Source organism: Halococcus sp. PRR34, from assembly GCF_028617175.1.
GTDB lineage: Archaea > Halobacteriota > Halobacteria > Halobacteriales > Halococcaceae > Halococcus > Halococcus salifodinae.
Window position 1 is genome coordinate 1 of sequence record NZ_JAQJDA010000064.1, and the last position, 875, is coordinate 875.

1 protein-coding gene and 1 pseudogene are annotated in these 875 nt (G+C 56.6%); both read right to left on the minus strand.

What is annotated here, in order from left to right:
* Nucleotides 1-296 (minus strand): annotated as a pseudogene (locus PHA81_RS20800) (catalase-peroxidase); the annotation flags it as partial.
* 309 nt (nt 297-605) lie between these two features.
* Nucleotides 606-875 (minus strand): PLP-dependent transferase (locus tag PHA81_RS20805; protein WP_273838799.1); only part of this gene is annotated, 270 nt, incomplete at its 5' end.

Genomic DNA, 875 nt, shown 5'->3' on the forward strand with positions numbered 1-875 from the left:
AGGCGCTGGAGGCCACCGGCCGCACCGGCACGACCGTCGGCAGTTCGGTACGTCCCAGCGCTGTGCCACGCCATCCGGATGAAAAACGGTCCGTAGTGACCGTAGTCGGCCGGCCACCAGTCCTGTGAATCCGTCATCACGTCCTCGATGTTTGACTTCACTTCCTCGAGGTCGAGTTTCTCGAATTCCTCGGCATAGTCGAAGTCCTCGCCGTACGGATTGGTGTCCGCAGTGTTATCGTCGAGGACATCCAGTCGTAGTAGGTCTGGCCACCACTCTTGGTTGGACCATGTCATATCTAACCGAAGGGCCGTATCTGCGTTAAGCTTGTTGACCTCGGTTTGTCAACTCTTCGCTATTCGTCTCGACATCTCATTATCTGGGTAGGTAAGCACGCAAGTGAATCACGCTTTGCGGTGCAATCAAGACGGCCGCTGACGAGTTACGACGTATCGAGATGCGCGGAGATCAAACCGGACGACATCTGGAATGTCAGGCGAAATCTCACCGGCACTCTGATAGCTATGTGCCATCATACCATCCCCTCGCGATCCCGAATTGAAAATGCACCTATTCACTGGCCGATTGGCAGTCGAAACCGCCGGTTAGTTCGCAGTGCTTGCGGTCTCGATTGCCATCTCCAGATCTGCGATAATCCGGGCCGGGTCCTCAATGCCGACCGAAAGACGCACGAGGTCATCGGTAACACCAGAGGCGTCTCGTTCAGTATCGGTGAGTTGCTGATGAGTGGTGCTGGCTGGGTGAAGGATCAGCGTCTTCGCGTCACCAACATTGGCGAGCAAACTCGCGAGCTCCGTCGATTCGACGGTCGTTCGCGCAGCCTCGTATCCACCCGCGACGCCGAAGGTGATCAT